This window comes from Nocardia sp. NPDC058518, from assembly GCF_042719655.1.
Taxonomy (GTDB): Bacteria; Actinomycetota; Actinomycetes; order Mycobacteriales; family Mycobacteriaceae; genus Nocardia.
Genome location: NZ_JBHXNJ010000036.1, coordinates 53,063 through 58,542, shown reverse-complemented (window position 1 = coordinate 58,542; position 5,480 = coordinate 53,063). Strand labels below are relative to the sequence as shown.

Below are 5,480 nucleotides of genomic sequence, written 5' to 3'. Positions count from 1 at the left end.
CCTCCCGCCCGCGGCCCGGGGTGCGCGCGCGCGGGGGCGTGCGTTCTTATATAGTGATCGTCACAGCCCCTCTCGTCGCCCCGCGGGCGCCGGCGCCCCCCCCCCCGGTCCGATGACTCAGTGCTGCGAGATGGTGGACCAGCCCGGAACCTCGGCCGGCGTGCGCGGGCCGGGGCCGGTGTAGATCGCGGCGGGGCGGACGAGCTTGCCCAGCTGCTTCTGCTCGAGGATGTGGGCACACCAACCGGCGGTCCGGCCACAGGTGAACATCGCGGGCATCATGTGGGCCGGGACCTCGGCGAAGTCGAGGATGACCGCGGCCCAGAATTCGACGTTGGTCTCGATGGCGCGGTCCGGGCGACGCTCACGCAGCTCGGTCAGCGCGGCCTGCTCCAACGCGGCGGCCACCTCGAAGCGCGGGGCGTCGAGGCGCTTGGCCGTGGCGCGCAGCACGCGGGCGCGCGGGTCTTCGGCGCGGTACACGCGGTGGCCGAAGCCCATCAGCTTCTCTTTGCGGTCCAGGATGCCCTTGACCAGCGCACGCGCGTCGCCGGACTGCTCGACGGCCTCGATCATCGGCAGCACGCGAGCCGGGGCACCGCCGTGCAGCGGGCCGGACATGGCGCCGATCGCGCCGGACAGCGACGCCGCGACGTCGGCGCCGGTGGAGGCGATCACGCGGGCGGTGAAGGTGGAGGCGTTCATGCCGTGCTCGGCCGCCGACACCCAGTAGGCGTCGATCGCCTCGGTATGGCGCGGGTCCGGGTCACCCTTCCAGCGGGTCATGAACCGCTCGGTGACGGTGTCGCACTCGTCGATCTTGCGCTGCGGAACGGCGGGCTGATAGATGCCGCGCGCGGACTGCGCCACATACGACAGCGCCATCACCGAGGCGCGGGCGAGGTTCTCGCGGGCGGTCTCGTCGTCGATATCGAGCAGCGGCTCGTAGCCCCAGATCGGGGCGAGCATGGCCAGGCCCGCCTGCACGTCGACGCGCACATCACCGGTGTGCACCGGCAGCGGGAACGGCTCGGCGGGGGGCAGGCCGCGACCGAACTCACCGTCGACGAGCAGGGCCCACACGTCGCCGAAAGTCACCTGGTCGGTGACCAGATCCTGGATGTCGACGCCGCGATATCGCAGGGCGCCACCGTCCTTGTCCGGCTCGGCGATGTCGGTGGTGAAGGCCACCACGCCTTCCAATCCGCTGACGAAATCCTGTGGTACCGAGCTGGTAGTCATGGTGACTCTCCTTGCAGGGGCATGCCGATATTTCTGAACCCTAGACCCGGACATACCGCGGAGTAATCTCGCCCCTATGCGTGACCTGGAGCCCTCGGCGGCCGCCGCGCCCGACCTCGCCGCGATGCGCGTCGACTACGGCAATCCCCTGTTCGTTCCCGCCGATCAACCCGATCTCGACGAGAGCTGGGTGGCCGGCGGTTGGGAACCGTTGTTGCGCAGCTGGATCGAGCAGGCGCGTGGTCTCGGAGTTGCCGAACCGAACGCGATGGTGCTGGCCACGGTCTCGCTGACGGGCCCGGCGCCGCGCCCGGTGGCGCGCACGGTCCTGTGCAAAGGGCTCTCGCCCGAGGGCGTCACCTTCTATACGAACTACGACTCGGCCAAGGGCAACCAGCTCGCCGCCGACCCGTACGCGGCGGCGAGTTTCGTCTGGCCCGCGCTCGCCAGGCAGGTTCATGTGCGCGGTGTGACCGAGCGGGTGTCCGCCGAGGTGACCGCGGCCTACTGGGCGGCGCGGCCACGGGAGTCGCGGCTGGGCGCGTGGGCTTCGCAGCAGTCGCGGCCGGTGTCCTCGCGGGCCGAACTGGATCGCGTGCTGGCCGAGACCATGGCGCGTTTCGCCGATGTCGACGACATCCCCGTGCCCCCGTTCTGGGGCGGCTACCTGCTGCGTCCCGACGAGGTGGAGTTCTGGCAGGGCAGGCACGGCAGGCTGCACAACCGCATCGTCGTGCGGATCGACGGGCAGGCCACAACAATCGAACGTCTGCAGCCGTAACGGCGGTGGCCTATGTCACTGCGCCCAAACATGGGATGACCGCGCCGCAGTGGCTAATCTGCGCTGAGTGAAGCTGCTCGCCGACACCGAACCCCTGCGTAACCGCGACTATCGCAGGCTGTGGACGACCAATATCGTCACCGTCATCGGCGCGCAGCTCTCGGTGGTCGCGGTACCGCAGCAGATCTTCCAGATCACCGGCAGTTCCGGCTACGTCGGCCTGGCCGGTCTGTTCGGCCTGGTTCCGCTGGTGGTGTTCGGGCTCTGGGGTGGCGCGCTCGCCGACGTGATGGACCGGCGCACGCTGCTCGTCATCACCACCGCGGGCACGGGTCTGACCGCGGTCGCGTTCTGGGTGCAGGCCGCGCTCGGGGTGAACAACGTGTGGCTGGTGCTCGGGCTGTTCGCCACCCAGCAGGCGTTCTTCGCGGTCAACCAGCCCACCCGCAGCGCCCTGATCGCCCGGTTGCTGCCGCCGGAGCAGATGGCCTCGGCCAGTTCGCTGAGCATGACCGTGCAGAACGTGGGCATGATCGCGGGACCGGTGCTGGCCGGGCTGCTCATTCCGGTGATCGGCCTGCCGATGCTGTATCTCATCGACTCGATCGCGCTGCTCGCGACGCTGTGGGCGGTGTGGCGGCTGCCCGCGTTCCCGCCGACCGGTGAGAGCCGTCGGGCCGGGCTGCGCGCCGTGCTCGACGGCTTCCGCTATCTCGCCCGGCAGCGCATCCTGCTCGCCTCGTTCGTCGTCGACCTCATCGCCATGGTGTTCGGCATGCCGCGCGCGCTGTTCCCGCAGATCGCGCACGAGACCTTCCACGATCCGGCCGAGGGCGGGCTGGCGCTCGGTCTGCTGTTCGGGGCCATCGCGGCGGGGTCTGTGCTCGGTGGGGTGTTCTCCGGGTGGATACCGCGGGTGCGCAGGCAGGGGCTGGCGGTGATCGTGTGCATCGCGCTGTGGGGTGTGGCGATGGTCGGGTTCGGGCTCGCGGTGGGGTTGGCCGGGCACGTGTTCGGGCTGGGCGTGTGGCTGTGGATCGCGGTGGTGTTCCTGGCGCTCGGCGGCGCGGTCGACATGGTCTCGGCGGCGTTCCGCACGGCGATGTTGCTCAATGTGTCCACCGACGAGATGCGCGGGCGGTTGCAGGGCGTGTTCATCGTGGTCGTCGCAGGTGGGCCGCGGATCGGTGACGTTGCCCACGGTTTCGCCGCGGCGAGCATGGGTACTGCTGTAGCTGCCGCCGGTGGCGGCGTACTGGTGGTGATCGGAGTGGCGCTCGCCGCGCTGGCCTTCCCCGCCTTCGTGCGCTACCGAGTCACTCGCGCCCACTCCGCCGTGTTGGCGAATTAACTTGTGTGGCAATCGGATTCGAGTATCGAATCCTCGCACCGCGCAACTGTTCGGCATCGCCGGAGTGAAGGTGCGGAAAAGGGGATCGGCGCAGGTCCCCGGCCTCGCACCGACCTCACCGCCGCACGCGGTCGGTGTGAGAACGGGACAGGACAACCCTGATTGCTTGTCCTGACCGAACAACAGCTAGCGTTAGCGCAAGCGCACCTGTGCCGACCGCATCGGTGCCTACGGTTCTAGCCTGAGAGGGATCCTTCCGTGCCCGCTGAGAACATCACCAACGTCACCGAAGACGCCAAGGCGGTACTCCAGTACCCCGGTGGCGAGTTCCCGATCTCGGTCACCAAGGCCGCGGAGGGTAACGACGGGCTCGACTTGGGCAAGCTGCTGGCCAGCACCGGTTACGTCACTTACGACCCCGGTTTCATGAACACCGCGTCGACCAAGTCGGCCATCACCTATATCGACGGTGAAGCGGGCATTCTGCGCTACCGCGGTTACCCGATCGACCAACTGGCGGGCCGCTCGACCTTCATCGAGGTCAGCTACCTGCTCATCTACGGTGAGCTGCCGACCCAGGCCCAGCTCGACGATTTCACCGATCGCATCCGCCGCCACACCCTGCTGCACGAGGACCTGAAGCGGTTCTTCGACGGCTTCCCGCGCAACGCGCACCCCATGCCGGTGCTGTCGTCCGCGGTGAACGCGCTGTCGGCGTACTACCAGGACTCGCTGGATCCGCGCGATCCCGAGCAGGTCGAGCTGTCGACCATCCGCCTGCTGGCGAAGCTGCCGACCATCGCGGCCTACTCGTACAAGAAGTCGGTCGGTCAGCCGTTCCTCTACCCCGACAACTCGCTGTCGCTGGTCGAGAACTTCCTGCGGATGACCTTCGGCTTCCCTGCCGAGCCCTACGAGGTCGACCCCGAGGTCGCCGCCGCGCTCGACATGCTGCTGATCCTGCACGCCGACCACGAGCAGAACTGCTCCACCTCGACCGTGCGCCTCGTCGGCTCGTCGGACGCCAACCTGTTCACCTCGGTGTCCGGTGGCATCAACGCGCTGTGGGGCCCGCTGCACGGTGGCGCCAACCAGGCCGTGCTCGAGATGCTCGACGAGATCAAGGCCAACGGCGGCGACGTCAAGGAATTCATCCGCAAGGTCAAGAACAAGGAAGACGGCGTGAAGCTCATGGGCTTCGGGCACCGCGTCTACCGCAACTACGACCCGCGCGCGACGCTGGTCAAGCAGGCCGCCGACAAGATCCTGTCGAAGATCGGCGGCGACGACCAGCTGCTCGACATCGCCAAGCAGCTCGAAGAGGCCGCCCTCACCGACGACTACTTCGTGTCGCGTCGCCTGTACCCGAACGTCGACTTCTACACCGGCGTCATCTACCGGGCCATGGGCTTCCCGACCCGCATGTTCACCGTGCTGTTCGCCATGGGCCGCCTGCCCGGCTGGATCGCGCACTGGCGTGAGATGCACTCCGAGCCGCTCAAGATCGGCCGTCCGCGCCAGATCTACACCGGCTACGGTGAACGCGACTACCGTGCAATCGACAACCGCTAGTTTCAACCAGCTGTTGTCGGAAACTTTGTTGGGTACAGCAATCTATCGAAGGGGATAGCCCGCATGACCAAGCCGGAGATCGAATTCCAGGAGGGCCCCGCGCCCACCGAGCTCGTGATTACCGACCTCATCGAGGGCGAAGGCAAGGAAGCGGTGCCCGGTGGCACCGTCGAGGTGCACTACGTCGGCGTCGAGTTCGACACGGGTGAGCAGTTCGACTCCTCCTGGGACCGCGGCGAGTCCATCACCTTCCCGCTGCGCGGCCTGATCCAGGGCTGGCAGGACGGCATCCCCGGCATGAAGGTCGGCGGCCGTCGTCAGCTGGTCATCCCGCCGGAGCTCGCCTACGGCTCCGCCGGTGGGGGCCATGCGCTCTCCGGCAAGACCCTGGTCTTCGTGATCGACCTGCTCAACGCGAACTGATCCCAGCTTCTCGGGGCGCGGGTGGGGACGGGGTCGCCCGCGCGGGGGGGGTGGTGGTGGTGGGGGGGGGGGGGGGGGGCCGCGCGGGGGGGGTTAGAGCCAGAGAGAGAT

Annotated in this window: 5 protein-coding genes; 4 read left to right on the top strand and 1 reads right to left on the bottom strand. The window is 68.3% G+C overall.

Annotated features, from left to right (window positions below):
- Positions 1-117: 117 nt before the first annotated feature.
- Positions 118-1,242: a citrate synthase 2 gene (locus ACFWPX_RS35445; protein ID WP_378915677.1), complete on the bottom strand. Its 1,125-nt coding sequence runs from the start codon at positions 1,240-1,242 to the stop codon at positions 118-120.
- Between the two features lie 76 nt (positions 1,243-1,318).
- Between ACFWPX_RS35445 and pdxH the strand changes: the two genes are divergently transcribed.
- The 4 genes from pdxH to ACFWPX_RS35425 all read left to right on the top strand — a co-directional run bounded on the left by pdxH (position 1,319) and on the right by ACFWPX_RS35425 (position 5,369).
- Positions 1,319-2,023 (top strand): pyridoxamine 5'-phosphate oxidase, encoded by a 705-nt coding sequence (pdxH, locus tag ACFWPX_RS35440; protein WP_378932997.1) that lies wholly within the window; start codon positions 1,319-1,321, stop codon positions 2,021-2,023.
- 67 nt (positions 2,024-2,090) lie between these two features.
- Positions 2,091-3,374, top strand: coding sequence for an MFS transporter (locus ACFWPX_RS35435; RefSeq protein ID WP_378915681.1), 1,284 nt, complete (start codon positions 2,091-2,093; stop codon positions 3,372-3,374).
- 258 nt (positions 3,375-3,632) lie between these two features.
- On the top strand, positions 3,633-4,946 hold the full coding sequence (locus tag ACFWPX_RS35430; protein ID WP_101464504.1) for a citrate synthase: 1,314 nt from the start codon (positions 3,633-3,635) through the stop codon (positions 4,944-4,946).
- A 63-nt stretch (positions 4,947-5,009) separates the two neighbouring features.
- On the top strand, positions 5,010-5,369 hold the full coding sequence (locus tag ACFWPX_RS35425) for an FKBP-type peptidyl-prolyl cis-trans isomerase (protein ID WP_378915683.1): 360 nt from the start codon (positions 5,010-5,012) through the stop codon (positions 5,367-5,369).
- Positions 5,370-5,480: the final 111 nt, after the last annotated feature.